Genomic DNA, 26,033 nt, shown 5'->3' with positions numbered 1-26,033 from the left:
TCACGTAGCGTGAGGGTCAAGCCATTTTTTTTCAGGGCGATGGCGCGGCGGCCGGCAGGCGCGGCACGGCGTGCAGGTAGTTGCGCACGGGCTCGCTCAAGGGAGAGCCGGCGCGCAGCAGAGGCTCGCTGGCCGATGCGCGCATCAGCTTGGCGCGCAGCCCGGCGTCGTTGCGGCAAAGGGTGCCGAACAGGGCGTCCCAATGCACAGCGGCCGCCCGCGCGCGCGGATGGCCCGGGGGAATGCCCTGGTCCAGCAACTGCTGCACTTCCTGCTCCAGGTGCTGCCATTGCGTGTGGTGTACCTGGCCCAGCCGGCGCAGGTCGTCACGGTCCAGGTAGCGCAGCAGCAGGTCCATGCGCAACTGGATGGCGCCTTCGATGTACCGGATCATGTCGCCCGGCGGCGCATGGTTGCGGCCCTGGGTGCTGGGCTCGGTGCGGAACATGTGGCCCCAGCGTTCCAGCAGGTCCATGTCGCCGTCCATCCAGTGCAGCATCAGCGCCATCCATCGGTAGGCCAGCGCCTGGACCGCGGGCGCATCGATCGGCAGGCCCTCGTCCATGGCCTGGCGCACCCGGTCCCTGACGACCCGCCAGTCCGCTTCGATGCGGTGCCAATGGGAGAAGATGTGCTTGAGCTCGGCCGCGCTGAAGTACTTGCCATAGGTGGCCATGAGCGCCAGCGCCTGCAGCCAGTCGCCCATGTCGGGCTCGGCGCCGGCCTCCAGCCCGTCGCGCAGCAGCGACAGGCGGCCTCGCAGCTCGGTGGCCTGCGCGATCTGCTGCCCGATGATCTGCTCGGGCGCCATGCCGTCGCCCGCCAGCAGGGCCGCGATGTCGCTGAGCGGCAGGCCCATCTGTCGCAGCGTCTGGATGCCGTGCAGCCGCTGCACGTCGGACGGGCTGTAGAGGCGGTAACCCGCCTCGGACCGGCCCGAGGGCTTGAGCAAACCCACCTCGTCGTAATGGTGCAGCGTGCGCACCGTGAGGCCGGTGCGCCGGGCCAGCTCGCCGACCTGGAGCAGCATGGGTGGCGGGCCCTCGGACGGGTCAGCGGACCGAGATCAGTTCGATTTCGAAGTTCAGCGTGGCGTTGGGGGGAATGACGCCGCCCGCGCCGCGCTCGCCGTAGGCGATAGCCGGCGGGCAGGTCAGCTTGGCCTTGCCGCCCGGCTTCATGCGCTGCACGCCTTCGGTCCAGCAGGGAATGACGCGGTTGAGCGGAAACTCGGTGGGTTCGCCGCGCTTGTAGGAACTGTCGAACTCCTTGCCGTCCGGCAGCGTGCCCTTGTAGTGCACCTTGACGGTGTCCGTGGCCTTGGGCGAGGTGCCGGTGCCTTCTTTCAGCGACTCGTACACCAGCCCGCTGGGCAGGGTGACGGGGGCGGTCTGCGCCATGGCGGCGGGAACGATCACAAGCCCGGCAAGCAGGGCGCACAAGGAATTTCGCACGAAAGCATCTCCTGAAAAAAGGTAGCCCGCGATCTTAAAGAGTCTGCCCGCGGCCCTGTAACCCCATGTTGGAGGGCCAGGCCGGCCGGGCCCGTGGCGCGGCCGGCGCACCCCTCGCCGTCACGCGTAGTCGCTCACCGGAATGCAGCTGCACGACAGGTTGCGGTCGCCCCAGACGTTGTCCACGCGGCCGACCGGCGACCAGTACTTGCTGCGGCGCAAGGCGTCCACCGGAAAGGCCGCGGTCTCGCGGGCATAGGGCCGCGTCCATTCCGTGGAGAGCAGGCTCTCGGCCGTGTGGGGCGCGTGCTTGAGCGGGTTGTCGTCCTGCGGCCAGGCACCGGATTCGATCTGGCGGATCTCCTCGCGGATGGCGATCATCGCGTCGATGAAGCGGTCCAGCTCGGACAGCGTTTCGCTCTCGGTGGGCTCCACCATCAGCGTGTTGGGCACCGGGAACGACAGCGTGGGCGCATGGAAGCCGTAGTCGATCAGTCGCTTGGCCACGTCCTCGGCCATCACGCCGCTGGTTTCCTTCAGGCCCCGCAGGTCCAGGATGCACTCGTGGGCCACGTGGCCGTTGGCGCTCGCGTACAGCGTGGGGTAGTGGTCCTTCAGGCGCGCGCTGATGTAGTTGGCCGACAGGATGGCCGTCTCGGTCGCGGCCTGCAGGCCTTCGGCGCCCATCATGCGGATGTACATCCAGCTGATCGGCAGCACGGCGGCATTGCCCAGCGGGGCGGAGCTGACCGCGCCCACGCCGTTGGCAGCGTTCGTGTCGGCACCCAGGGCGCCTTGCGCGGCCGCGGTGCGGTGGCCCGGCAGGTAGGGCACCAGGTCGGCCACCACGCACACGGGGCCGACGCCGGGGCCGCCGCCGCCGTGCGGGATGCAGAAGGTCTTGTGCAGGTTCAGGTGGCTCACGTCGCCGCCGAACTCGCCGGGGGCGGCCACGCCCACCAGGGCGTTCATGTTGGCGCCGTCCACGTACACGCGCCCGCCGTGCTGGTGCACCAGCGCGCACAGCTCCTTCACCTGCGTCTCGAACACGCCGTGCGTGCTGGGGTAGGTGATCATCACGCAGGCCAGGTGCGCGCTGTGCTGCTCGCACTTGGCGCGCAGGTCGGCCAGGTCCACGTTGCCGTTGGCATCGCAGGCCGTCACCACGACCTGCATGCCCACCATCTGGGCGCTGGCGGGGTTGGTGCCGTGCGCGCTGCTGGGGATCAGGCAGATGTTGCGGTGGCCCTCGCCCTGAGCCGCGTGGTAGGCCTTGATGGCCAGCAGGCCGGCGTACTCGCCCTGCGAGCCCGCGTTGGGCTGCAGGCTGATGCCGGCGTAGCCGGTGGCCTCGCACAGCCAGGCACGCAGTTGCTCGTCGAGCAGGCGGTAGCCCCGCTGCTGGTCGGCCGGGGCGAAGGGGTGCACGTTGGCGAATTCGGGCCAGGTGATGGGGATCATCTCGCTGGTCGCGTTCAGCTTCATGGTGCAGCTGCCCAGCGGGATCATGCTGCGGTCCAGCGCCAGGTCCTTGTCGGACAGCTGGCGGATGTAGCGCAGCATGCCGGTCTCGGAATGGTGGGTGTTGAACACCGGGTGCGAGAGGAAGGCGCTGGTGCGGCGCAGCCCCGTGGGGATCAGCGGCTCCACGCCCTTTTCGAAGGCGGCGAAGGTGGGCAGCGCCTGGCCGTCCCGGGCGAACACCTTCCACAGCAGCTCGATGTCGGCACGCGTGGTGGTCTCGTCCAGCGAGATGCACAAGTAGTTCTCGAAATAGACGCGCAGGTTGGCGCCCAGCGAGACGGCGCGGGCCGCGATGGCTTGCGTCGCGCCTTCGGTGTGCAGCGACAGCGTGTCGAAGGCGGCCTGCGGGCGCAGCGGCGCATCCAGTTGCTCCAGCCCCTTGGCCAGGATGGCGGTGTAGGCGGCTACGCGCTGGGCGATGCGCATCAGGCCCTGGGGCCCGTGGTACACGGCGTACATGCTGGCCACCACGGCGGGCAGCACCTGGGCCGTGCAGATGTTGGAAGTGGCCTTTTCGCGGCGGATGTGCTGCTCGCGCGTCTGCAGCGCCAGGCGGTAGGCGGGCTTGCCGTGCACGTCCACGCTCACGCCGACCAGGCGGCCGGGCAGGGAGCGCTTGTACTCGTCGCGGCAGGCCATGAAGGCGGCGTGCGGGCCGCCCGCGCCCATGGGCATGCCGAAGCGCTGCGTGGTGCCCACCACGATGTCCGCGCCCCATTCGCCGGGCGGCGTGATGAGGGTGAGGGCCAGCAGGTCGGCCGCGGCGATGAAGGCCGCGCCCTTGGCATGGGCCCGGGCGGCATCGGCCGCCAGGTCGTCGATGCGGCCGCTGGTGGCGGGGTACTGCGCCAGCACGGCGAAGTAGTCGCCGTCCAGCGCGTCATTCCACTCGGCCAGCGAGTTGGCCAGCACCACCTCGATGCCCAGCGGCGCGGCGCGCGTCTGGATCACTTCGATGGTCTGCGGGTGCGCATCGCCGGCCACGATGAAGCGCGTGCTTTTCGATTTGACCGAGCGCTTGGCCAGCGTCATGGCCTCGGCCGCCGCGGTCGCCTCGTCCAGCATGGAGGCGTTGGCGATGGGCATGGCCGTGAGGTCGCACACCATGGTCTGGAAGTTGACCAGCGCCTCCATGCGGCCCTGCGAGATCTCGGCCTGGTACGGCGTGTAGGCCGTGTACCAGGCGGGGTTCTCCAGGATGTTGCGCAGGATGACGCCCGGCGTGTGCGTGCCGTGGTAGCCCTGGCCGATGAAGCTGCGCAGCACCTGGTTCTGTGCGGCGATGGCCTTCAGCTCGGCCAGTGCCGCGGCCTCCGTCGTGGCGGGCGGCAGGTCCATGGCCCGGCTGCGCGCGATGGAGCGCGGCACGATGCCGTCCACCAGCGCGCGGCGCGAGGCCTCGCCGATGGCGGAGAGCATGTGCTGTTCGTCCGCCCCGTCGATGCCGATGTGGCGGGGCAGGAACTCGGTGGCGTTTTCAAGCGCGCCAAGCGGCAGGGCGGATTGCATCAGCATGGAAGAGGACCGTGGACGGAAAAGGAAAAGGGAAGGAAAAGGCTCAGGCGTTCTTGGCGAAATCGGTGTAGGCCGTTTCGTCCATCAGGCCGGACAACTGGGCCGGATCGGACAGCTTGACCTTGAAGAACCAGCCGGCGTTCAAGGGATCGGAGTTGGCGAGCGACGGGTCGGCGCGCAGCGCCTCGTTCACTTCCACCACCTCGCCCGAGACGGGCATGTACACATCGGCGGCGGCCTTGACGGACTCGACCACGCCGGCCACTTCGCCCTGCGAGAAGGTCTTGCCGACTTCGGGCAGGTCCACGAACACCACGTCGCCCAGGGCATCCTGGGCATGGACGGTGATGCCGACCACGGCGGCGTTGGCATCGGCGGCGTCGATCCACTCGTGATCGCGGGAGTATTGAACGGTCATGGGGGCTCCTGAAAAATGAAGAAAAGGAATCTGGAATGTAGCGGTGGCCGCCGCCTTGGCGGTGGCCCCGGCTGCCCGCTTCAGCCGCGGTAGTAGCGGGGCGCCACGAACGGCATCGCGCACACCTGCATGGGCACCGGCTTGCCGCGCACGATGGCCTGCACGCGCGTGCCGATGGCGGCCAGCGCCGGGGGCACGTAGGCCATGGCGATGGGCTGGTTCACGCTCGGGCCCAGCAGGCCGCTGGTGACCTCGCCGAGGGCCTCGCCCTCGGCGCTTTGCAGCGGGGTGTGTTCGCGAACGGGCACGCGCTCCAGTGCCGTGAGGCCCACGCGCTTGCGCGCCAGGGTGGCCGGGTCGTCGATCTGCGCCAGCACCTTGGCCGCGCCGGGAAAGCCGCCGGCCCGCGCACCGCCCGTGCGGCGCACCTTCTGGATGGCCCAGTTCAGGCCGGCTTCGGGGGGCGTGGTGCTGGTGTCGATGTCGTTGCCGTACAGGCACAGGCCCGCTTCCAGGCGCAGCGAGTTGCGCGCGCCCAGGCCGATCGGCTTCACCTCGGGCTGCGCGAGCAGGGCGCGCGCCAGCGCCTCGGCCTGCGATGCGGGCACCGAGATCTCGAACCCGTCCTCGCCCGTGTACCCGCTGCGGGTGACGAAGGCATCGCAGCCCGCAATCTCGTAGCGCCCGCCGGTCATGAAGACGAGTTGCTCGATGCCGGGCGCCAGCCGCGACAGCGCCGCAACGGCCTGCGGTCCCTGCAGCGCCAGCAGCGCATGGTCGGGCATGGGCACGACCTCGCAGCGCTGGCCGATGCGGGCCTGGATGTGCGCGATGTCGCCGGCCTTGCAGGCGCCGTTCACGATCACGAAGATGTCGCCCTCGCCCTGCTTGATGAACATCAGGTCGTCGATGATGCCGCCCTCGTCGTTCAGCAGCAGACCGTAGCGCTGCTTGCCCACGGGCAGGTCGATCACGTCCACGGGAATGAGGGATTCGAAGGCGGCCGCGGCATCGCTGCCCACCAGACGCAACTGGCCCATGTGCGACACGTCGAACAGGCCGGCGGCCTGGCGCGTGTGCAGATGCTCCGCCATCAGGCCGGCGGGGTACTGCACGGGCATGGAATAGCCGGCGAACGGCACCATGCGGGCCCCGAGTTCGAGGTGCAGGGCATTCAGCGGGGTGGTGAGCAGGGCGGCGTCGGCGGCGGACATGGCAATCTCCAGCAAGGGCAAATGGGAACGCGGCCCCATGGCCACGCCTTTGCCCCGCTGTCCGCTTTACCTGAGAGATTCACCCACGTGCCAAGGCGGCGCGGGGCTTGCTCCTTCGGTGGGCCCGCGCACGCGGCGGACCTCTCTCCAGCAAGGGGAACGCCCGCATCCCTGCGGGCGTTTTGCCAGTCCTTTTGCCTGAGCGTTCGGGGTCACCCTGCGCCTTCGGCGGCGCCGGCAATCCCGGTGACGGGGCGGCGCTCTCTCCTGACCGGGCGGATTCTAACTGCAGCGCCGGTGCGCGCCGGGCGATCCGACCGCGGGGTGCGAGGGGGCTTGCCGTGTTCGAGAAAGCCAATGCCCTCCAAAAAAGCCAAGTGCCCCGGCGAACGGTAATCCGCCGGGGCCCTGCCTGTTTCGTGCGCCCCGGTAAGGGCGCCTTGATGAATGAAGTGTGCCGTGCGCTCGCTGGATGAATCTTCTGAATTTCTTCAAAAATCCCCGATTTGAAGAAAATTCTTCTGAAATGTGGAAATTGGAAGAACAATGCGGTGCATGGACCGCCTCGACAGAAAAATCCTCTCCGTCCTGCAGGCCGACGCCCGCGCCAGCCTGCAGGAGATCGGCAACGCCGTGGGCCTGAGCCCGTCGCCCTGCTGGGGCCGCATCAAAAAGATGGAGGAGGCGGGCGTGATCGAGGGCTACACCGTGCGCCTGAATCCGAAGGCGCTCGATCTGAACGACACGGTGCTGGTCCAGGTCACGCTCGACAGCCATTCGGACAACACGCTGGAGAAGTTCGGCGAAACGCTGGCCAGCATTCCCGAGGTCATCGAGGCCCACCTGGTGTCGGGCGACTACGACTACCTGCTGCGCGTGGTGGTCAAGGACACGCGCGATTACGAGCGGCTGCTGCGCGAGAAGCTCTACAAGATCAAGGGCATTCGCCACAGCCGGTCGAGCTTCGTGCTGCGCACGCTCAAGCGGGCCGACCTGCCCTTGTTCGCACAGTGACGGTCAAGGGGCTGCGCGGGGCTCCAGGGCGCTACGGCCAGCGGATTTTGCTGAAAAGTGCCGCTCGCCCTAGTTCTTATTGTCTTGGTTGCTATTAATTTTGTAGCAATTGGGTGAGACGTTGACGTCGCGTCAGGCCGCGATGCGCACGGCGCCGTCCTCGTCCTGCGGCACCCAGACGATGCGGTCCATGTCCACGCCCATCGCGCGCGCCTGGGCCAGCAGGCGGGGCCGCACGCCGCGGGGCAGGGTGGGGGTGCGCGACAGGATCCACAGGTAGTCGAGGCTCGCGCCCACGACCATGGCCCAGCGGTAGTCCTCGTCCAGCGCCACCACGTGGTAGCCACCATAGAAGGGGCCGAAGAACGACACCTTGAGCGAGGCCTGGTCGGGGCGGCCGATGAACACCGCCCGGCCGCGCGATTCGCGCCAGCGCTTGCGGGCCGGATCGAACCCGCGGTTGAGCACCTGCACCGATCCGTCCGGGCCCCGGCTGTAGTGGGCGCTGGTCTGGACCAGGCCCTTTTCGAAGCGGTGGTCGATGCGGGCCAGCTCGTACCAGTGCCCGGCATAGCGGTCCACGTTGAAATCCTCCACCACCTCGACGCCCCGTGGGGCCCGCACGGATGCGCTGGCCGAGAATGCCAGCGCTGCCCCCACGGCGGCTGCGCCCACGGCCAGAGGCCAGAGCGGGCGACGGTGGGTGCGGTAGCGTGGGGCGGGGGAACGGGCCATGGGGTCTCCTGCTTCGATGGCGTGGTGGGTTTTGATGCTGCGCTGCAGTGCGCGGCGCGGAAAGGCCAGACAGTCTCGCCCGCAGGTCAGGAGGGTCCTGTAGGCGCGTTCCTGCAAAGGCCGTCGGAATCCCCACGAAAAAGGGCCTGCAGAGCAGGCCCTTCGGGTCGCCCTGGCGAGGGCGGTGGCGGCATCACATGCCGGAGTAGTTCGGGCCGCCGCCCCCTTCGGGCGTGACCCAGACGATGTTCTGCGTCGGGTCCTTGATGTCGCAGGTCTTGCAGTGCACGCAGTTCTGCGCGTTGATCTGCAGCCGCTGGGCATCGCCCCCCTTGGCCTCGTCGGGCACGAACTCGTACACGGCGGCGGGGCAGTAGCGCGCCTCGGGGCCGGCGTACTTGGCGAGGTTGATGTTGACCGGCACGCTCGGGTCCTTGAGCGTCAGGTGCGCCGGCTGGTTCTCGGCATGGTTGGTGTTGCTGATGAACACGCTGGACAGCCGGTCGAAGGTGAGCTTGCCGTCGGGCTTGGGGTACACGATGGGCTTGCACTCGGCCGCGGGCTTCAGGTAGGCGTGGTCGGGCTTGTCGCGGTGCAGCGTCCAGGGAATGTTGCCCTTGAGCACGAACTGCTCGATGCCGTTCATGAGCGTGGCGGTGGCCAGGCCCTTCTTGAACCACGCCTTGAAGTTGCGCGCCTTGTTCAGCTCGGCGTAGAGCCAGCTCTTTTCGAACGCCTCGGGGTAAGCCGTGAGTTCGTCGTGCTGGCGCCCCGCGTGCACCGCGTCGTAGGCCGCTTCGGCCGCCAGCATGCCGGTCTTGATGGCCGCGTGGCTGCCCTTGATGCGGCTCACGTTGAGGTAGCCCGCCTCGCAGCCCACCAGCGCGCCGCCCGGGAACACCGTCTTGGGCAGCGACAGCAGGCCGCCGGCCGTGATGGCGCGTGCGCCGTAACCGATGCGCTTGGCCGGCTTGATGCCCTTGGCCTCGTCGCCTTCCAGGTAGTAGCGGATGTTGGGGTGGGTCTTCCAGCGCTGGAATTCCTCGAACGGGCTGAGGTAGGGATTGGAGTAGTCCAGCCCGGTGATGAAGCCCAGCGTGACCTTGTTGTCCTCGGCGTGGTAGAGGAACGCGCCGCCGTAGGTGTCGCTGTCCATGGGCCAGCCGGCCGTGTGCATGACGAAGCCGGGCTGGTGGCGCTTGGGGTCGATTTCCCAGAGCTCCTTCACGCCGATGCCATAGGCCTGCGGGTCGCGCCCCTGGTCCAGCTTGAAGCGGCTGATGAGCTGGCGGCCCAGGTGGCCGCGCGCGCCCTCGGCGAAGATCGTGTACTTGGCGTGCAGCTCCATGCCCAGCTGGAAGTCGGCGGTGGGCTCGCCTTCCTTGCTCACGCCCAGGTTGCCGGTGGCCACGCCCTTGACCGAGCCGTCTTCGTTGTAGAGCACTTCGGCGGCTGGAAAGCCGGGGAAGATCTCCACGCCCAGGTTTTCGGCCTGGGTGGTGAGCCAGCGCACCACGTTGCCAAGGCTCACGATGTAGTTGCCGTGGTTCTGAAAGCACTGCGGCAGCAGGAAATTGGGGGTGCGCCAGGACGACTTTTCGCCCAGGAAGATCATGGCGTCGTCGGTGACGGGCTGGTTGAGCGGCGCGCCCAGTTCCTTCCAGTTGGGGATCAGCTCGGTCAGCGCCTTCGGGTCCATGATGGCGCCCGACAGGATGTGCGCGCCGGTCTCGGAGCCCTTTTCCAGCACCACGACCGAGATGTCCTGGCCTTTTTCTGTGGCGAGCTGCTTGAGCCGGATGGCGGTGGCCAGGCCTCCGGGGCCGCCGCCGACGACCACCACGTCGTACTCCATGGCTTCGCGGGGGCCGCGTTGGGCGAGGATTTCTTCTGGGGTCATGGGTGTCTCGTGGTGGTTTGATAATGGGTGATCCGCCGCGGGCGACTGGCCTGCGCGCAGTCCGTCGGTCGGACAGATTGTATTCACGGAAAACCGACAATCGAACGATCGTTCTATTTTCTGACAAGAGAGACATCCCATGGCTTACAGCATCGATTTGGAAGGGCGCGTCGCCTTCGTGACCGGGGCATCGAGCGGGCTCGGCGCGCAGTTTGCCCGCACGCTGGCCGCCGCAGGGGCCGGCGTGGTGCTGGCCAGCCGGCGCGTGGAAAAGCTCAAGGAGCTGCGCGCGCGCATCGAAGGCGAAGGCGGCGACGCCCATGTGATCGAACTGGACGTGACCGACCACGACTCCATCAAGGCGGCGGTGGCCCACGCCGAGACGGAGATGGGCTCCATCGACATCCTGGTCAACAACTCGGGCGTCTCCACCACCCAGCGCCTGCAGGACGTGGAGCCCGAGGATTTCGACTTCATCTTCGACACCAACGTGAAGGGCGCCTTCTTCGTGGCGCAGGAGGTCGGCAAGCGCATGCTGGCTCGCTCGCGCGGGGCGGCGCCGGGCAGCTTCACCGGCGGGCGCATCATCAACATCGCCTCGATGGCCGGCCTCAAGGTGCTGCCGCAGATCGGCGCCTACTGCATGAGCAAGGCGGCCGTGGTGCACATGACGCGGGCCATGGCGCTCGAATGGGGCCGCTTCGGCATCACGGTGAACGCCCTGTGCCCGGGCTACATCGACACCGAGATCAACCACCACCACTGGCAGACCGAGCAGGGCCGCAAGCTCCTGGACATGCTCCCGCGCAAGCGCGTGGGCCAGCCCAAGGACCTGGACGCGCTCATCGTGATGCTCGCCAGCGACCAGAGCCACTTCGTGAACGGCGCGGTGATCGCCGCCGACGACGGTTTCGCGGTCTGACCGCCGGCCGATGCTGACTGGAATCCTGGCAGGGCTCGCCGCGGGCGCGCTCTGGGGGCTGGTGTTCGTCGCGCCGCGCATGGCGGCCGGGTTCGCGTCGGTGGACCTCACCGCCGGCCGCTTCGTGGCCTATGGCGCCATGGCCGTGGGCATGCTGCTGTGGGGGCTGCGCCCCGGCACGCGCCCGGCGGTGCGCTGGCCGACGGCCCGCCAGGCCGGGGCCGCCCTGGGCCTGAGCGTGCTGGGCTTCACCGGCTACTACCTGCTGCTGGTGCTGGCGATCCGCGATGCGGGGGTGGAGGTGCCGGCCCTCATCATCGGCACCATTCCAATATGGGTGATGCTGCTGGGCAAACCGAAGGGGCTGCGCTGGGCGGCCCTGGTGCCGGGGCTGGCCCTGACCCTGGCGGGCCTGGCGCTGATGGCGTTCGCGCCGCACGGCGAGGGCGGATCGCCGGCGGCGGGCGGCGGGGCGTATTGGTGGCGCGGCATCGGCATCGTGCTGGTGGCGCTGGTCTTCTGGACCGCATTCGCCATCCTCAATTCGGCCTGGGTGCAGCGCCACCCCGAGGTGGGCGCGACGCAATGGGCCAACTGGCTGGGCGTGGCCACGGGTTTGGGTGGATTGCTGCTGTGGGGGGTGAAGGGCTCGCCCCTGGCAGAACTGGCGGCGCAGCCGGGTTTCGGCGCCTTCGTGCTGGTGTGCCTTGCGATCGGGTTGGGCGCGACCTGGCTGGCCACCATCCTCTGGAATGTGGCCAGCCAACGCCTGTCCGCCAGCCTGTGCGGCCAGCTGATCGTGAGCGAGACCCTGTTCGCTCTCGTCTATTCGTTCGCCTGGGACGGCCACTGGCCGGCGCCTGCCCAATGGGCCGCGTGCGCCATGTTTACCCTGGGCATTCTGGCCACCATCCAGGCCCACCGCTGAGTCCTGCCCGGCCCCGCCAAGCGTCCGTGGATTCGGGCCGGGTTATGCGCGGCATGGCGAAAGGGCGCCCTCCCAAAACATTGCTGGGTAGACTGATTAATAAATAGTTAATCAAAAAAGGGGGTGGTGATGGCAGCACAGTCGTGGCAGCGGGAGGTTTCCGAATGTTTCTCCAATGAGACCTGCAAGAACAGAATCTTCAGCAAAATCAAGTCCGCGGCGACGGAAGTGGGTTTCGAGCGATGCGCGTATACCCTCTACATTCCCGTCCCCATCTCCCGCCCGCAGGTGGTCCAGGTGGACGATTTCCCGGAAGCGTGGCAAAGGCGATATTCCGTCGCCGAATACCACCATATCGACCCCACCGTGGCCCATTGCCGCAAATCCGAGCGGCCCGTGGTCTGGAGCGACGAGCTTTTCGCCTCGGCGCCCGAGTTGTGGCGTGAAGCGCAGTCTCATGGGCTGAAGGTCGGCTGGTCGCAGGCCAACCAGAGCGCGGGCAGCCTGCGCGGCGTTCTGACCCTGGTGCGCTCCCGTGTTCCCCTGGCGGAGGAGGAACTCAAGGCGAACGAGCCCCGCATGTCGTTCCTTGCAAGCGCCTCGTACGAAGCCATGGTCCGCGCGATGAAGGCTTTGCACGGCACCCGCCAGAAGGCGTTTCTGACCCCGCGCGAGCTGGAGGCCCTCAAATGGACGGCGGACGGGAAAACCATGGCGGATATTGCGCAGATTCTGGACGTGTCCGAAAACACGGTGCGGTTTCACCTCAAGAACGCCACCGCCAAACTGCAGACGCCCAACAAGACGGCGGCTGCGGGGGCGGCGTTGCTGGGCTGGCTGGACTGACGGCAATTAACCGAAAGACCCCGGAAAGCGCTTCGGATATGTAATAAAAAGCGACCGGCAGGGTGCTTCGATTCGTAGATTGCTATTTTTTTAATAGCGCCCGTCCGCGCTCTTTCCGGCATTTACTGCACTCCATCCAAAGGGTTGTGAGGGGCCCATCGGCAATATTCATCGCGGCCATAGCCAAACCCCTCTTGTGAGCGACATTCCGCCACGTGGATCATTCGCTTCCCTTAACGACTGGAGCGGAGTTTCCATGACAACCAGAAAAATCTTCACCGCAGCGCTGGTGCTGCAAGGCGTGCTGGTAGCGCCTGCGGCGTTCGCCCAATCCGCCCTCACGCGCGACAACGGCGCCCTGGTGGGCGACAACCAGAATTCGCAGACCGCCGGCCCGAACGGCCCCACCTTGCTGCAGGACGTGCAGTTGATCCAGAAGCTGCAGCGCTTCGACCGCGAGCGCATTCCGGAGCGCGTCGTGCATGCCCGCGGCACCGGCGTGCGCGGCGAGTTCGTGGCGACGGAAGACCTGTCTTCGCTGACCCAGGCCAAGGTGTTCAGCGCCGGCGAACGCACCCCGGTGTTCGTGCGGTTCTCTTCCGTGGTGCACGGCAACCATTCCCCCGAGACGCTGCGCGACCCCCGCGGCTTCGCCACCAAGTTCTACACGAGCCAGGGCAACTGGGATCTGGTGGGCAACAACTTCCCCACCTTCTTCATCCGCGACGCCATCAAGTTTCCCGACATGGTGCATGCGTTCAAGCCGGACCCCCGCACCAACCTGGACGACGATTCCCGCCGTTTCGACTTCTTCTCGCATGTGCCGGAGGCCACGCGCACGCTCACGCTGCTGTATTCGAACGAGGGCACGCCCGCTGGCTACCGGTTCATGGACGGCAACGGAGTGCATGCCTACAAGCTGGTCAACAGCCAGGGCCAGGTGCACTACGTGAAGTTCCATTGGAAGAGCCTGCAGGGGCTGAAGAACCTCGACCCCAAGCAGGTCGCCGCCGTCCAGGCCAAGGACTACAGCCACATGACCAACGACCTGGTCAATGCGATCAAGCAGGGCGATTTCCCCAAGTGGGACCTGTACGTGCAGGTGCTCAAGCCCGAGGACCTGAACAAGTTCGAGTTCAACGCGCTGGACGCCACCAAGATCTGGCACGATGTGCCTGAACGCAAGATCGGCCAGATGGTGCTGAACAAGAACGTGGACAACTTCTTCCAGGAAACCGAACAGGTCGCCATGGCGCCCGCCAACGTGGTGCCGGGCATCGAGCCCTCGGAAGACCGCCTGCTGCAGGGCCGCGTGTTCTCGTACGCCGACACGCAGTTGTACCGGGTGGGCACCAACGGCCTGAGCCTGCCGGTGAACCGCCCCCGCGTCGGCGTGAACAACGGCAACCAGGACGGCACGCTGAACTTCGGCCAGACCACCAGCGGCGTGAACTACGAGCCCAGCCGCCTGGAGCCCCGCCCGCAGGTCTCGGCGGCGCGCTACAGCCAGTTGCCGTTGTCCGGCACCACGCAGCAGGCCAAGATCGGCAAGGAGCAGAACTTCAAGCAAGCCGGTGATCTGTACCGCAGCTACGGCAAGAAGGACCGCGAGGACCTGATCCAGAGCTTCGGCGAATCGCTGGCCGGCGCCGATGCCGAGAGCAAGCACATCATCCTGTCGTTCCTGTACAAGGCCGATCCCGAGTACGGCACGGGCGTGGCCCGCGTGGCCAAGGGCGACCTGGCTCGCGTGAAGCAACTGGCCTCCGCGCTGCAAGACTGACGCGGAAATGCGATGCACGTGTGGCGCCGTCCTGGCGCCCGCGTGCTGCATCGAGGGGCGCCGCTGGCGGTGCCCCTCCCAAGACCGTCCCCCATTCCAAGGAGATCGGCATGTCCCTTTCCCATCGATCGCGCCCCTGGGTGCTGGCAATGCTGTGCGTGGGCGCGATGGCGGCTGGCGCAGCGGGTGCGGCCCCCAGCGCGGCCCCGGGCACGGCAGCGGCTGCATATGCGTCGCCACCCGCAGCCGCGGCGGGGGCCGAGCCGGCAGCCCCGACCGATCCGGCCCAGGTCCAGCGGCAGTTGCGCCGCTATTTCTTCGATGCGGCCCGCGAGGGCCGGCGCGACATGCTGGGCGAGTTCATCGCCGCCCGCTACGACCTCAATGTCCGCGATGAAAAAGGCTACACCGCGCTCATCCTGGCGGCCTACCACGGGCACCGCGAGGTGGTGGAGCAGTTGCTCAAGGCCGGCGCCGACCCCTGCGTGCAGGACCTGCGCGGCAACACCGCCCTGATGGGCGCGATCTTCAAGGGCGAGGTGGCGATCGCGCGGCGGCTGGTGCAGGCCGACTGCGCCCCCGATCAGCGCAACAACGCCGGCCAGACCGCTGCCATGTACGCCGCCCTGTTCCAGCGGACCGAACTGCTGCAGGCCTTGGCCGCCAAGGGCGCGGACCTCGGCGCCAGGGACGCGCGGGGCAACGATGTGTCGCAGCTGCAGCGCGGCGAATTTGCCGGTTCACCCGCGCGATGAGCCTTCGCGGGGCTTCAAGCCAAATCGCCCTCCAGCGCAATGGGAACTAGGGCATGTTGCTATAAAAATAATAGTAATGGTGGTCAACTACGCCCCACCACGCGAAAGCGCTCGGCGTTCGCCTGCAGCCATTGTTGGGCCAGCGCCGCGGCGGTGGGCGATGCGTGTTCCTGATCGGGGTGGAAGTCGCTGCGCAGGTAGCGCACCAGCGCCGGCAGCGAGCGCCAGGCCACGCCATCGCGCCCCCAGAAGAACCGCAGCGCACTCCAGGCCGTGGAGGGGCGCCACAGCGTGCCGTCGCGCTGCAGGTTGAGCACCGTCTGGCGCATCGCATCGACGGTGAACACCAGCGCCACATACAAGTACCAGCGCACCCGCCAGGCGTTACTGCCGCCCGCGGCGCGGTAGAGATCGAAGGCGACGGCACGGTGCTCGGTCTCCTCGGCGGCATGCCAGCGCCACACGGTCTGCAGCGTGGCGTCGGCGCCATCGAGCCAGCGCGCATGGCGCAGCGTGCCGTCGGCCAGCAGGGCCGTGAAATGCTCGTAGGCGCAGGTGACCGCCAGGGCGTGCAGCGGATTCTTGGTGCGCAGGTGCAGGCGGGCGATGCGTCCGCGCGCCCAGTGCTGCCAGTGGTTCTGCAGGCCCTGGCGCTCCAGCTCGGCGTTGTAGAGCCCATGCAGATGCCGGTGCGTGGCCTCCTGCCCGATGAAGCCGCGCAGCAGGGCCTGGAAGCGGGTGGCCAGCGGCCCATGGGGATTGCCCAGCAGCGGCGTGGCATCGCGCACGGAATCGATGAAGAACTGCTCGCCCACCGGAAAGCTCATCGACAGCGCATTGAAGAACTGCGTGCGGAAGGCATCGCCGCCGTGCCAGTGGCGGGCGAAGCCCTTTTGCAGGTCCACTTCGAGCTTGCGCACGGGGAGGGTGGTGGCGGCGGCTGCTGCGGCGGGCGCGGGGTCGGGGGAGGCGGGGATCTCGGACATGGGAGGCGGCTTTCCAGAAACGGCGGTGGCCCGGCAACGCCGCCGGGCTCCGTTTTCTGAGGATTATTCAGTTTTAGAGCGGGCGCGCTACTCGCCTACCGCTCAGGTTTTTCGGGGCAGCCCGATCACCTGGAATAAGGCTCTGGGACCACGTGGGTACTGCGTTTCAGGCGTGAGCCGATCGTGCGACCGTCCAGGCCCTGGCCGCCTTGCTCATGTTTTGGAAAAGGTCGCTGTGCAGGGACTGCCGTGCGATACGCTGTGCTGGTGGACGCCATTCTTCGCCGGGCTGTCTGCAGCGCGTTCCGCCCCGCACGCCCGGCACCAACCGAGGCCGCCGATGAAGATCGAGATTCCCGAAGCCAAGACGCTCGTGCACACGATGCGCTTTCCCGTGCGCTGGGGCGACATGGACGCCATGGGCCATGTGAACAACACCGTGTACTTCCGCTATCTGGAGACGGCCCGCATCGACTGGCTGGTCGCGGCGGGCTGCAACCTCGACCCGCAGGGCCAGGGGCCGGTGATCGTGAATGCCTTCTGCAATTTCTACCAGCAGCTCGAATACCCGGCCGAGGTGCTGCTCAAGCTCTACGTGAGCGACCCGGGGCGCACCACGTTCGAGACCTGGGGCACCATGGAGCGCGCGGACCAGCCCGGCGTGGTGTGCGCGGCCGGCGGTGCCACGACCATCTGGGTGGACTTTCCGCGCAAGAAAGCCGTGGACCTGCCGGCCTGGGTGCGCGCGCTGGTGGGCGGGTGACGCCGCCGTCATCGCGTTCGGCGGCCGGTGCCGCCGGGCCGCTCAGGTCACGGGCGCGGGATTGAACAGCACGAGGGCGTTGTGCAGCTTCCACTGCTCGGCCCAGGTCTTCTTGCGCCCGCTGGCCACCTCCAGCATCAGGTGGAACATCTCCCAGCCCACGTCCGCGATGGTGGCCTGCCCGTCCGCGATGCGCCCGGCGTTGATGTCCATCAGGTCATGCCAGCGCCGCGCCAGGTCGCTGCGCGTGGCCACCTTGATCACCGGCACCTCGGCCAACCCGTAGGGCGTGCCCCGCCCGGTGGTGAACACGTGCAGGTTCATGCCGGCCGCGAGCTGCAGCGTGCCGCAGATGAAGTCGCTGGCCGGTGTTGCGGCATACAGCAAGCCTTTCTGCGTGGCCTTGTCCCCGGGCGAGACCACGCCCGAGATCGGGGCGCTGCCCGATTTGACGATGGAGCCCATGGCCTTTTCCACGATGTTGGAGAGGCCGCCTTTCTTGTTGCCCGGCGTCGTGTTGGCGCTGCGGTCCACCCGGCCCTTGTCCAGGTAGGCGTCGTACCAGGCCATCTCGCGGATCATGGCCTGGGCCACTTCCGGGGTGCTGGCGCGCGAGGTAAGCTGGTCGATGCCGTCGCGCACCTCGGTCACTTCCGAGAACATGACGGTGGCGCCCGCCCGCACCAGCAGGTCGGTGCAAAAGCCCACGGCCGGGTTGGCGGTGACGCCGCTGAAGGCGTCGCTGCCTCCACACTGCACGCCGACCACCAGCTCGGCGGCGGGCACGGTCTCGCGGCGGCGGGCGTTCAGGCGCTCCAGGTGCTTTTCCGCCTGCCGCATGACGGAGTCGATCATGGACATGAAACCCACATGGGCGTCGTCCTGCAGGCAAACCACGTCCAGCTTGGGTTCGGCGCTGGTGCCCACGTCGGCCACGCTGCGCTCGTCCACCAGCGGGATGCTGCCCGGGGGCAGCAGGCGCTCGGGCTGGAGCTTCTCGCAGCCCAGGCTGACCACCATCACCTCGCCGCCGAAGTTGGGGTTCAGGCTGATGTTGCGCAGGGTGCGGATGGGAATGACGGCGTCCGGCGCGTCGATGGCGACGCCGCAGCCGTAGGTGTGCTCCAGCGCCACCACGTCGTCCACATTGGGAAAGCGGGGAAGCAGTTCGGCCTTGATGCGCGCGACGGCGAATTCGGTGACGCCGGCCACGCACTGCACGGTCTGGGTGATGGCCAGGATGTTGCGGGTGCCGACCGAGCCGTCGGCGTTGCGGTAGCCCTCGAAGGTGTAGCCGGTGAGCGGGGGCAGGGGCTCGGGGCGCACGGTGGCCAGGGGCAGGCCCTCCAGCGACAGGGCATCGGGCATGTGCAGCAGGCGCTCGTGCACCCAGCTGCCGGCGGGGATGGGCTGGATCGCGTAGCCGATGGGCACGTTGTAGCGGCGCACGGCGGCGCCCTGTGGGATGTCTTCCAGGGCGACCTTGTGGGCCTGGGGCACGCGGTCGACAAGCGTCAGGCCCGAGGCCAGCACCGTGCCTGCGGGCAGGCCCCCGTCGTTGGCGACGATGGCCACGTTGTCGGCCGCGTGCATCTGCACGGTCAGGGGCGGGCGGGTGGGTGAAGCGGAATCGGTCATGGGGCGGTCGTCGTGGGTGGGGCGATGTTCTGGGGGCTTTGCATGCGGCATGCCGCTCGATTGTCGATGGCGCCGGGCTCACGCGCGGGTGCCGAACTCCGCCGCATCGCGGGTCCAGCCGCGCGCCTGCTCGCTCAGGCTCAGGCCGAGGCCCGGGCGCGTGGGCACCATCATGCGGCCGTCGCGGATTTCCAGGCGCTCGTTGAACAGCGGCTCGAGCCAGTCGAAGTGCTCGACCCAGGGCTCGGTGGCATAGACCGCGCCCAGGTGCACGTGCAGTTCCATCGCGAAGTGCGGGCCCAGGCTCAAGCCCGCGTGCTCGGCCTGCGCGGCGATCTTGAGGAACGGGGTGATGCCCCCCACGCGGGGTGCATCGGGCATGAGGTAGTCGGCCGCGCGGTGGCGGATCAGCTCGCCGTGTTCGGCCGCGCTGGTGAGCATCTCGCCGGTGGCGATCGGCGTGTCGAACTGGGCGGCGAGCGCGGCGTGGCCTTCGAAGTCATAGGCGTCCAGCGGCTCTTCGATCCACACGAGGTTGAAGGGCTCGAAGACGCGGCACATGCGCTGCGCGGTGGGGCGGTCCCACTGCTGGTTGGCATCGACCATGATGGGCATGGCATCGCCCAGGTGCTTGCGGACCGCCTCCACGCGCTGGATGTCGAGCGCATGGTCGGGCTGGCCCACCTTCAGCTTGATGCCGCCGATGCCGCGCTCGCGCGAGGCGCTGGCGTTGCGCAGCAGCTGGTCCAGCGGCGTGTGCAGGAAGCCGCCCGAGGTGTTGTAGCAGCGCACCGAGTCGCGCTGCGAGCCCAGCAGCTTGGACAGCGACAGGCCCGCGCGGCGCGCCTTGAGGTCGTACAGCGCCACGTCGAAGGCGCCGAGGGCCTGCACCGCCATGCCGCTGCGCCCCACCGACGCGCCGGCCCAGCAGAGCTTGGTCCACAGCCGGGAAATGTCGCTCGGGTCTTCACCCAGCAGCGCCGGCGCGACCTCCCGGGCGTGCGCGAACTGCCCCGGCCCGCCCGCCCGCTTGGAGTAGCTGAAGCCCAGGCCCCGATGGCCGTCCTTGCTCTCGATCTCGGCGAACAGCATGGCGATCTCGGTCATGGGTTTTTGCCGGCCGGTCAGCACCTTGGCATCGCTGATGGGGTTGGCCAGGGGCAGGTAACACGATGAGATACGGACCCAGGCGATGCTGTCGCTGGAAGAGGAGGGAGACGAGGAAGCGGTCATGGTGCAGTGCAGGTCATTCGGGCAAAACGGGGCGCAGGCCAGGCGGGGCGGATGGGGGTCAGTCGATCGAAATCTTTCCGGTCTCGATCACCTTCTTCCAGCGGGCGAACTCCTGCTGCTGGAAGGCGGCGAACTGCTCGGGCGTGTTGGTGACCATCTCGAAGCCGATCGACGTGAACTGCTCGCGCACTTTCGGATCCTTGAGCGCCTCGACGAACGCGGCATGGGCCTTTTCGCGCACGGCGGGTGGCAGCCCCTTGGGTGCGACGATGGCCTGCCAGGAAGCGACCTCGACATTGGGCACGCCCGCTTCGGCCAGCGTGGGCACGTCGGGCAGCACCGGCGAGCGCTTGGCGCTGGTGATGGCCAGCGCGCGCATCTTGCCGGCCTTGATGTATTGCGACACGGCGTTGATGTTCTGGAACGAGGCATCCACCTGACCGCCGATCAGGTCGGTGTGGGCCGGTGCGCCGCCCTTGTAGGGAATGTGCACGCCCTTGGTGCCCGTCTGCTGCCAGAACAGCTCGGCGGTCAGGTGGTCGCTCGAGCCGTTGCCGGCCGAAGCGAAGCTCATCTTGCCGGGGTTGGCTTTCTCGTAGGCAATGACGTCCGCCACGGTCTTGTGCGGGGAGTTGGCCGGCACCACCAGCACGTTGGGCGACTGCACCGCCACGGTGATCAGGTCGAAGCCATGCAGCGCGTCGTACTGCAGGCCCTTGAGCAGGTGCGGCACGATGACCAGCGGGCCCAGGGAGGTCACGAGGAACGTGTAGCCATCGGGGGCGGCCCGCTGCACGAACGTGGCGCCGATCGTTCCGGTGGCACCGGGCTTGTTGTCCACCAGGAAAGACTGCTTGAACTTCTCGGTCAACCGCGGCCCCACGGCGCGTGCGACCTGGTCGGTCGAGCCGCCGGGCGGGAAGGGCACGACCAGGGTCACGGGTTTTTCGGGCCAGGCTTGTGCCTGGGCGCCGAGGGCCAGAATGCCGAGGGAAATGGCTGCCAGGAATCGTTTCATGATTTGTCTCCTAAATGGAAATGCGAACGTTGTCATTTTTGGTTGAAAGGTGAAGCACCGCCATAAACATTACAGGATCGACATGTTTTTATGATTTTTTTCAGTTGCGCTGTGTGCGCGCATTGGAAATGATATCGTTGTCATTTCCGGTCGGCAAGCTTTTCTGTTGGGGGTTTTCCCCTTGTCCGTGGCTGCCGCTGGCGTCCGGGACGTGCTCTGGAATGCAGCTGTGCACTGGCCACGGGCGGTGCCGTGGAATGCGGTATGGTCCTCGTCTTTCGCCCGACCGGTGTGCTCCGAAACCCATGAACGCCCCCTCCAACTTCAAGGCGGCCACGCTTCACGACGTGGCCAAGGCCGCTGGCGTGTCGTTGATCACCGCCTCGCGTGCGCTGAGCAATCCGGGGGTGGTGTCCGAGAAAACGAAGGCCCGGGTGCAGCAGGCCGTCGAGGCGACGGGCTACATCCCCAACCTGCTGGCGGGGGGGCTCAAGTCCCGCCGCAGCCTGATGGTGGCGGCCGTGGTCCCGGCGCTGTCGGTGTCGCAGTTCCTGCCCACCGTGCAAAGCCTGACGACCACGCTGGCTGCCGAGGGGTACCAGCTCATCCTGGGCCAGACCGCCTACGACGCCGAGCGCGAAGAGGCCGTGCTGAACACCATGATCGGCCGGCAGCCCGACGGGCTGGTGATGACCGGGCTGGTGCAATCGCAGCGCGCGCGTGACCGGCTGCGCCGATCCGGCATTCCCGTGGTGGAAACCTGGGACCTGAGCGACCGCCCCGTGGACATGGTGGTGGGCTTTTCGCACCTGAAAGTGGGCAGCGCGGTGGCGGGGTTCTTTCTGTCCCGGGGCTGGCAGCGCGTGGGAATCGCCACGGGCGGCGACCACCGTGCCATGCTGCGCCGCGAAGGTTTCGTTGCCACCCTGGGGCGGGACGTGCCGACCGCCACGGTGCCAGCACCCAGCAGCCTGGCGCTGGGGCGAAGGGCCCTGGCGGAGCTGCTGGCGCAAGAGCCGCGGCTGCAGGCCGTGTCGTGCAGTTCGGACACGCTGGCGCACGGCGTGCTCGTCGAGGCCGCGGCCCGCGGGCTGCGGGTGCCGCAGGACCTTGCCATCTGCGGCTTCGGCAATGCCGACTTCAGCGAGCACATGCTGCCTTCGATCACCACCGTGCATGTCGATGGCCCGGAGATCGGCCGGCTGGCGGCGCAACTGGTCATCGACCGTTGCCGGGGCAACGCGGGCCCGCAAACCATCTTCGATCTGGGCTTTCGCCTGATCGAGCGGCAATCGACGGCATCCGCCGGCTGAAGGGGCGGATGGTTGGGGCCAGGTGACGCTCGCACCCTTGCCGCCGCCACTGTTTCTGAGCACCATTCAGTTTCCGGGGCGTGGCCCTGCCGTACCCGCGTCCATCGCTCGAAAGCCGTCTTTGAAGAAATCTCCATCCCCCGACAGTGCCTCCGGCATGCGCCGCCAGCCCACGCAGGCGCGGGCGCGCCAGACCATCGAGGCCATCTTCGGCGCCACCGCCCAGATCGTGGAAAAGGAAGGCGAGGAGGGCATCACCACCAACAAGGTCGCGCAGGTGGCGGGCTTTTCCATCGGCACGCTCTACCAGTATTTCCCCTCGAAGGAGGCCATCGTGCTGGCCATGGTGGAGCGCGAGCGCAACCGCGTGCAGCAGCAATTGCGCGAGCTGTTGGACGAGGCCGTGGCCCAGCGGCGTGAGGTGCGGGCCGTGCTGCGCGATGTGGTTCGGCTGTTGGTGGCGGCCTTCGGCACCGGCGGCCATTCGCGGGTTCGGCGCGGCATGGTGCGGCTGGGCTGGCGCATCGACCACCACGACCGCGTGACGGCCGCGCTGCGCGAAGGGGCGGAGCGCAATGCCCTGGCGCTGGCCCGCCTGATCGAGGTAGGCGATACCTCGGTGCGCGCTCCCACGCCGGCCATGATGTTCGTTGCCACGCGCGCCATCATGGGCGCCATCCGCAGCGCCGCGCTGGAGGACTCGCCCCTGCTGGGGCAGCCCGCGTTCGAGGACGAACTGGTGCGCATGCTGTGGGGCATGTTGCGCGCCGACGCGGGGGATTAGCGCCACCCCCTTTTGCTGCCGTCGGCAGAGGACTCAGGAAGAAGGCACCGCAGCCTGCTGGGGGTAGAAGATGGGTTGCGCCGGATCGCGGTGCCAGTCGTACTCGGCGGCGAGGGCGGCCGTTTCGGCCACGGCACGGCCGGCCAGGCGAGCGACCAGGTGCCATGCCATGTCGGTCCCTGCGGACACGCCCGCCGAGGTCACGTACTTGCCCGCATCCACCCAGCGCGAAACGTTGTCCCACAGCACCGCGGGACCGAAGCCCGCCACCCAGCCGAAGGCCTGGTGGTTGGTGGTGGCCGGCCGCCCATCCAGCAGGCCGGATCGCGCCAGGATGGCCGCGCCGGTGCAGACCGAAGTGACCACGGCCACGTGCTGGTCCATGGCCTGCACCCATTGCAGCAAGGCCTGGACGGCGGCGGTGTCTGGGTCCATCAGCAAGGTGCCGACCCCTTGTCCGCCGGGGATCATGAGCAGGTCCAGCGGCTGCTCCAGCGCCTCGTCGCGGAACAGATCCGGCGCCACGCGGGGGCCGTTGAAGCTGGCCACCGGCGCGGGAACCGGCGTGGGGCTGGCACCGTTCGCGGCCGGCCTGCACTCGTTGGAGATCAGCACGATCTCGAACGGCAGGGCCGGCGCATCGGCATAGGAGGTACCGATGAAGCGTGCGATGGAAAACGCCTCGATGAAGCCCCACACGTCGAGCGGCTCGAACTGGGGAAACACCAGAATCCCGATGCGTTGGGTGCGTGGAAAGGCCGTGGCAGGTGTGGAATGGGATGCTGCAGGCATGGTCATTTGTTGGGAAAGAGTCCAATGGCAAGGTCGGCTCGCCCCCCCTCGTGGGGGCTGCCGTCGATGGGAAAACCGATCAGCAGGCAGACCGGCTGCCCCGCCGGGGGCGGGAGGGCATCACCTGCCAGGGAGACGAGAAACCGCTGACTGCGCTGTGGCTGCGCCGCGGTGAAGGCGCGCAGTGGGTGCACCGCGGAGCGCGGTGATCTCCCGTCGGCCACGCGCGTTCCCGGACGGGCAGATGCGGTCGATGTTGCCGGTGCATCATGAAGATCAGGTCCCTCGGGGCATCAGGCCCGAGAACGTGGTGATGGCCGGCGGCGACCGCGGTTTTCAGTGCGTTTCTCTTGCTGATCATGTGGAGGTTCTCCGGGGTCGGGGGGGCGTCGGGCCGTGAGGTCAGTGGTGGCCCTTGCTGGCCCCGCCAGCGCCGTCCGGCAAGGCCACCCGCACGATCTGCATCATTCCCTGGTCTTCGTGGTCCAGGATGTGGCAGTGCAGCACGTAGTCCCCGATATAGCGCTGGTAGCGCGTTCGCACGATCAGCGTGTACTTGCCGTTGGGCTTTTCCTTGGTCGCGATGTTCTTGACCCAGAGCGTGTCTTTCCACACGCCCTTGAGCGCGCGGTATTGCGGGTCGATGGTGCCGTCCGCCTTGTCGTCGCCGTCCGGTCCGGACACGTCCTTGCCGTCCGGGTCGAGGATCTTGACGATCTGAAACGGGTTCACATGGATGTGGAACGGATGGCTCACGAAGTCCGATTGCAGCGTCCATTCATCCACCCCGCCCAAGGTCAGCACGCGGTCGATGCGGTTCGGATCGAAGGGCTTGCCGTTCACCTGGAACTGGATCGGCTGGGCGTTCAGGTCGATGTTGAATGCGAGGGTCTGCGTGCCCGTGACTTCGCTGTCCTGCACGGTGGGGTGGGGCACGAAGCTGGTGAGCTTCAGTCCATCCTTCAATTCAGCGCTGACCTGGGCCCGCACGTCCGAGGGCAGGTTGACGGCGGCAGCGGCGGCCAGTTCCGCTGCAAGGTACGCCGAAATGTTCTGCGGAACGGGATTGCCGGGGGCGACCTTGCTCACGGTGCCGAGCAACTGGCGCGACGGGGGCGCCTGGTTCACGCTGGCCGAAGCGGGTGAGGCGGCGTCGATCACGCAGTAGTCGCCCGCCTCGGGAAACACCATCAAGGTGTCCCAGCGGTAGGCCGGCTGATACACCGTCTGCGTGCTGGGGATCGCCGCAGCGGTGGTCAGCCCGTCGGCTGCGATCAGGTGCTGGGGCAGCGGGGCGCCCGTGCAATTTTGTTCGATGTAGGCATCGTGCTCGCTGGCGCGCAGCGCCTGTGCGCTGCGTGCGCCCGGCCGCAGCTTGCGGAATTCCAGGTTGATGGTGTCGCGCACGCCGCCATGGATGGTGCGCCAGCGCTCGATCTGCCCGGCCTTCGCGCCCTCGAAGGTGGGCAGCACCTCACCGTTGATGCTGGTGTAGCGCCCAGAGGCCGGCCAAGACCCGGGGCCGAACTGGTCCTTGTCCTCCTTGTCCACGGCCTTGTAGTGCTCGATGCCACCGACGTCGCCTTCGTTGCAGCGGTAGGTTCCGTCCGGGTTGAACTGGATGCGGTTGTTCTTGTCGCGGCAGGCGTACTGGATCTGCTGCAGCACCAGCACCCGTTCCCTGAACGATTGGCGGGCGGTGGGCCGCAGCAGGGTGTCCACATCGCCCGTCTGCGTGGGGGTGGGCGGCCGGTCGCCGCGGATGACGAGGGTGCCCGCCATGCCGCTGGCCACCTGCAGCGCGGTGGAGCCATGGCGGTGCGTGTGGTACCAGAAGGTACCGGCGGGATGGTCCGAGGGAATGTTGTATTCGTACTCGAAGCTCACCGTCGGGTTGATGGAGATCAGCACGTTGTCTCCATTGCCTGCCGGGTTCACCCACAGGCCGTGGGTGTGCAGGTTGGTCCCGTTGAAGCAGTGCGGCGTATTGACCCCGTCGGTGAACGTGATGCAGCTCGGGTCGGGCGGCAACTGGTTGTTCAGGCGGATGCGGATGGTGTCGCCGGGGCGGATCTCCAGCATGGGCGAGACGAAAGGCGCCTTGGGATCGACGCGGGTGCCCTGGTAGCTGCGCAGGCGCACCTTGTCAAAGCGCTGCTCGGCCGGGTTCCAGAGCTTGCCGTCGGTGTAGACGACGTTCAGGTCCAGCGAGGCTTCGTGGAACACCGCGCGCGTAGCCGGGCCCGCTGCGAGTTGGAGCCTGCGAGGCGCCTTGCGCTGCAGTTCCAGCAGGGGTGGGTTGGACACCCGCCGCGGGGTGTCTGACTGGGCTTGTGCGGGCAGTGCGGCGGTGCACGCCAACGCCGTGGCAAAGGCGGCTGCAGACGCAGACGCGCACGCATTCCGAAACGCGAGTTCCATGGTTTTCCTCCCCCTCTTGCGGGTATTGCAAAGCCGAGGCGGCTGCTGGCTGCAGCTCTTGCCGTGTGATTGCTTTG

22 protein-coding genes and 2 riboswitches are annotated in these 26,033 nt (G+C 67.7%); of the genes, 9 read left to right on the top strand and 13 right to left on the bottom strand.

Annotated elements, in window-relative coordinates:
- Positions 1 to 31: 31 nt before the first annotated feature.
- The 5 genes from AVAK2825_RS15155 to gcvT all read right to left on the bottom strand — a co-directional run bounded on the left by AVAK2825_RS15155 (position 32) and on the right by gcvT (position 6,125).
- Positions 32 to 1,030, bottom strand: coding sequence for a MerR family transcriptional regulator (locus AVAK2825_RS15155; protein ID WP_284400295.1), 999 nt, complete (start codon positions 1,028 to 1,030; stop codon positions 32 to 34).
- 22 nt (positions 1,031 to 1,052) lie between these two features.
- Positions 1,053 to 1,400, bottom strand: a complete 348-nt coding sequence (locus AVAK2825_RS15150) for an FKBP-type peptidyl-prolyl cis-trans isomerase (RefSeq protein ID WP_442867280.1) — start codon at positions 1,398 to 1,400, stop codon at positions 1,053 to 1,055.
- A 174-nt stretch (positions 1,401 to 1,574) separates the two neighbouring features.
- Entirely contained in the window at positions 1,575 to 4,493 is a 2,919-nt protein-coding gene (gene gcvP / locus AVAK2825_RS15145) for an aminomethyl-transferring glycine dehydrogenase (protein ID WP_284400290.1), read from the bottom strand.
- Positions 4,494 to 4,536: 43 nt separating this feature from the next.
- Positions 4,537 to 4,911 carry a glycine cleavage system protein GcvH gene (gene gcvH / locus AVAK2825_RS15140; protein WP_284400287.1) on the bottom strand — a complete coding sequence of 125 codons (375 nt, stop codon included), beginning with the start codon at positions 4,909 to 4,911 and terminating at the stop codon, positions 4,537 to 4,539.
- 80 nt (positions 4,912 to 4,991) lie between these two features.
- Positions 4,992 to 6,125 (bottom strand): glycine cleavage system aminomethyltransferase GcvT, encoded by a 1,134-nt coding sequence (gene gcvT, locus AVAK2825_RS15135; protein WP_284400282.1) that lies wholly within the window; start codon positions 6,123 to 6,125, stop codon positions 4,992 to 4,994.
- Positions 6,126 to 6,172: 47 nt separating this feature from the next.
- Positions 6,173 to 6,286: riboswitch (glycine riboswitch) on the bottom strand.
- Positions 6,287 to 6,309: 23 nt separating this feature from the next.
- Positions 6,310 to 6,397: riboswitch (glycine riboswitch) on the bottom strand.
- 283 nt (positions 6,398 to 6,680) lie between these two features.
- Here gcvT and AVAK2825_RS15130 point away from each other — a divergent pair.
- A complete protein-coding gene (locus AVAK2825_RS15130; protein ID WP_272563736.1) occupies positions 6,681 to 7,139 on the top strand; it encodes an Lrp/AsnC family transcriptional regulator in 459 nt (152 codons plus the stop codon).
- A gap of 132 nt (positions 7,140 to 7,271) precedes the next feature.
- On the opposite strand, the gene AVAK2825_RS15125 is transcribed toward AVAK2825_RS15130, so the two are convergent.
- A complete protein-coding gene (locus tag AVAK2825_RS15125; RefSeq protein WP_272563735.1) occupies positions 7,272 to 7,874 on the bottom strand; it encodes a lipocalin family protein in 603 nt (200 codons plus the stop codon).
- 193 nt (positions 7,875 to 8,067) lie between these two features.
- Entirely contained in the window at positions 8,068 to 9,774 is a 1,707-nt protein-coding gene (locus tag AVAK2825_RS15120) for an electron transfer flavoprotein-ubiquinone oxidoreductase (protein WP_284400278.1), read from the bottom strand.
- A gap of 139 nt (positions 9,775 to 9,913) precedes the next feature.
- On the opposite strand from AVAK2825_RS15120, the gene AVAK2825_RS15115 reads away from it, so the two are divergent.
- From AVAK2825_RS15115 to AVAK2825_RS15095, 5 genes are all read left to right on the top strand, one after another.
- On the top strand, positions 9,914 to 10,696 hold the full coding sequence (locus AVAK2825_RS15115; protein ID WP_272563733.1) for an SDR family oxidoreductase: 783 nt from the start codon (positions 9,914 to 9,916) through the stop codon (positions 10,694 to 10,696).
- 10 nt (positions 10,697 to 10,706) lie between these two features.
- The gene (locus AVAK2825_RS15110) at positions 10,707 to 11,624 is read left to right on the top strand and encodes a DMT family transporter (protein ID WP_284400267.1); all 918 of its coding nucleotides are present in this window, start codon (positions 10,707 to 10,709) and stop codon (positions 11,622 to 11,624) included.
- A gap of 129 nt (positions 11,625 to 11,753) precedes the next feature.
- A complete protein-coding gene (locus AVAK2825_RS15105) occupies positions 11,754 to 12,470 on the top strand; it encodes an autoinducer binding domain-containing protein (RefSeq protein WP_284400264.1) in 717 nt (238 codons plus the stop codon).
- Positions 12,471 to 12,726: 256 nt separating this feature from the next.
- Positions 12,727 to 14,253, top strand: a complete 1,527-nt coding sequence (katB, locus tag AVAK2825_RS15100; protein WP_284400261.1) for a catalase KatB — start codon at positions 12,727 to 12,729, stop codon at positions 14,251 to 14,253.
- 110 nt (positions 14,254 to 14,363) lie between these two features.
- Positions 14,364 to 15,008 carry an ankyrin repeat domain-containing protein gene (locus AVAK2825_RS15095; protein ID WP_284400259.1) on the top strand — a complete coding sequence of 215 codons (645 nt, stop codon included), beginning with the start codon at positions 14,364 to 14,366 and terminating at the stop codon, positions 15,006 to 15,008.
- A gap of 83 nt (positions 15,009 to 15,091) precedes the next feature.
- On the opposite strand, the gene AVAK2825_RS15090 is transcribed toward AVAK2825_RS15095, so the two are convergent.
- On the bottom strand, positions 15,092 to 15,994 hold the full coding sequence (locus AVAK2825_RS15090) for a metal-dependent hydrolase (RefSeq protein ID WP_284400258.1): 903 nt from the start codon (positions 15,992 to 15,994) through the stop codon (positions 15,092 to 15,094).
- Positions 15,995 to 16,334: 340 nt separating this feature from the next.
- Between AVAK2825_RS15090 and AVAK2825_RS15085 the strand changes: the two genes are divergently transcribed.
- Positions 16,335 to 16,757 (top strand): acyl-CoA thioesterase, encoded by a 423-nt coding sequence (locus AVAK2825_RS15085; RefSeq protein WP_284400256.1) that lies wholly within the window; start codon positions 16,335 to 16,337, stop codon positions 16,755 to 16,757.
- Between the two features lie 42 nt (positions 16,758 to 16,799).
- On the opposite strand, the gene garD is transcribed toward AVAK2825_RS15085, so the two are convergent.
- From garD to AVAK2825_RS15070, 3 genes are all read right to left on the bottom strand, one after another.
- Positions 16,800 to 18,395, bottom strand: a complete 1,596-nt coding sequence (garD, locus tag AVAK2825_RS15080; protein ID WP_284400254.1) for a galactarate dehydratase — start codon at positions 18,393 to 18,395, stop codon at positions 16,800 to 16,802.
- Positions 18,396 to 18,473: 78 nt separating this feature from the next.
- On the bottom strand, positions 18,474 to 19,628 hold the full coding sequence (locus AVAK2825_RS15075; protein WP_284400251.1) for an L-talarate/galactarate dehydratase: 1,155 nt from the start codon (positions 19,626 to 19,628) through the stop codon (positions 18,474 to 18,476).
- Between the two features lie 58 nt (positions 19,629 to 19,686).
- Positions 19,687 to 20,646 carry a Bug family tripartite tricarboxylate transporter substrate binding protein gene (locus tag AVAK2825_RS15070; protein ID WP_284400249.1) on the bottom strand — a complete coding sequence of 320 codons (960 nt, stop codon included), beginning with the start codon at positions 20,644 to 20,646 and terminating at the stop codon, positions 19,687 to 19,689.
- A 305-nt stretch (positions 20,647 to 20,951) separates the two neighbouring features.
- Between AVAK2825_RS15070 and AVAK2825_RS15065 the strand changes: the two genes are divergently transcribed.
- Complete coding sequence (locus AVAK2825_RS15065) at positions 20,952 to 21,959, top strand: LacI family DNA-binding transcriptional regulator (RefSeq protein WP_284400247.1); 1,008 nt, start codon at positions 20,952 to 20,954, stop codon at positions 21,957 to 21,959.
- A 157-nt stretch (positions 21,960 to 22,116) separates the two neighbouring features.
- Positions 22,117 to 22,743: a TetR/AcrR family transcriptional regulator gene (locus tag AVAK2825_RS15060; protein WP_284400244.1), complete on the top strand. Its 627-nt coding sequence runs from the start codon at positions 22,117 to 22,119 to the stop codon at positions 22,741 to 22,743.
- Between the two features lie 33 nt (positions 22,744 to 22,776).
- Here AVAK2825_RS15060 and AVAK2825_RS15055 read toward each other — a convergent pair whose 3' ends face one another.
- Both AVAK2825_RS15055 and AVAK2825_RS15050 read right to left on the bottom strand, forming a co-directional pair.
- A complete protein-coding gene (locus AVAK2825_RS15055) occupies positions 22,777 to 23,535 on the bottom strand; it encodes a DJ-1/PfpI family protein (protein ID WP_284400241.1) in 759 nt (252 codons plus the stop codon).
- A 402-nt stretch (positions 23,536 to 23,937) separates the two neighbouring features.
- Complete coding sequence (locus AVAK2825_RS15050; RefSeq protein ID WP_284400237.1) at positions 23,938 to 25,842, bottom strand: multicopper oxidase family protein; 1,905 nt, start codon at positions 25,840 to 25,842, stop codon at positions 23,938 to 23,940.
- Positions 25,843 to 26,033: the final 191 nt, after the last annotated feature.

Origin of the sequence: Acidovorax sp. SUPP2825 (assembly GCF_030158995.1) — a bacterium.
In the GTDB taxonomy this organism is placed as follows: domain Bacteria; phylum Pseudomonadota; class Gammaproteobacteria; order Burkholderiales; family Burkholderiaceae_C; genus Paracidovorax.
This window is presented reverse-complemented; position numbering and strand designations above follow the sequence as displayed.